This window comes from Pseudomonas sp. 1, assembly GCF_056626735.1.
In genome coordinates, this window is sequence record NZ_JBWXMQ010000048.1 from 1 (window position 1) to 962 (window position 962).

Genomic DNA, 962 nt, shown 5'->3' on the forward strand with positions numbered 1-962 from the left:
AGGCACCGCGCATCAAGGAAGCGCCGAACGACCTCAGCCTGATCCCGAATGACGCCAAGGATGCCCTGACCGCCATTGTGGATTACGCCGGCATGCAGCTCGGTGACAAAATCATTGCCACCTGGACCGGTGCGGCGGGCACACCAGCAGGAGGCTCACACACGGCGCCGGAAGAAACCGTCACCGTGCTCGGGCCGCAGGAGATACCGCTGGCCAACAGCGTGGTGGCTTTCAACCTGAACAAACCGGTGACGGTCAGCTACACGGTGAAACGCGGGAATGCGACACCACTGCCTTCGACTACCCGTACTTTGGCGGTACAGTCGCTGGTGCTGGATTTTTCCAACGTGCCGAAGATCGTTCAGGCGGCCAACCACGGTGACGGGCCGGAGCTGGACGTCGCGGCCCTGACCGGCAATGCAATCTTGCGCGCCATGGTCTGGCCGTTCATTGCGTTGGGGCAGAGAGTGTGGATGCGCCTGTCCGGTACGAACAATGACAACACGCCTTATGCGAAAACCATCTGGAATGGTGGAAACGCTGGGACAAACCAGGGCTGGATCGACCGTGGCTACTACGACTCAACGGTGTTGAAGACCGAGATACAGGCGCTCAAGGATGGCTCGTCATTCACGATCGAATTCAAGGCCGGGTTGAGTGGCAGTCTGCAGGAAAGCGATGCGGTGACCTTTCCGGTGCGGACTTACACCATCAAGGCCGTGGAGGATGTGAAACCGGTCATCACCCGAGCGGAGGATTCCGAAGGCTTCGAAATCCCCGACGGCGGCACCATTGTAGAAACCAGCGTGACGCTCATCGGCACGGCCGCCGAGAACCAGAAGGTCGAGGTATTCGATGGCACGACATCTAAAGGGCAGCCTCCCGCCGATCCGACGACCGGGATCTGGACGCTGACAGTGACCGACCTGACCGTAGCGCCCCACAGCTTCACCGCCAAGGCT

At 60.5% G+C, this 962-nt stretch carries 1 pseudogene; it reads left to right on the top strand.

The features are described from left to right. Positions 1-962, top strand: a pseudogene (locus tag AC1MDC_RS28630) (hypothetical protein); the annotation flags it as partial.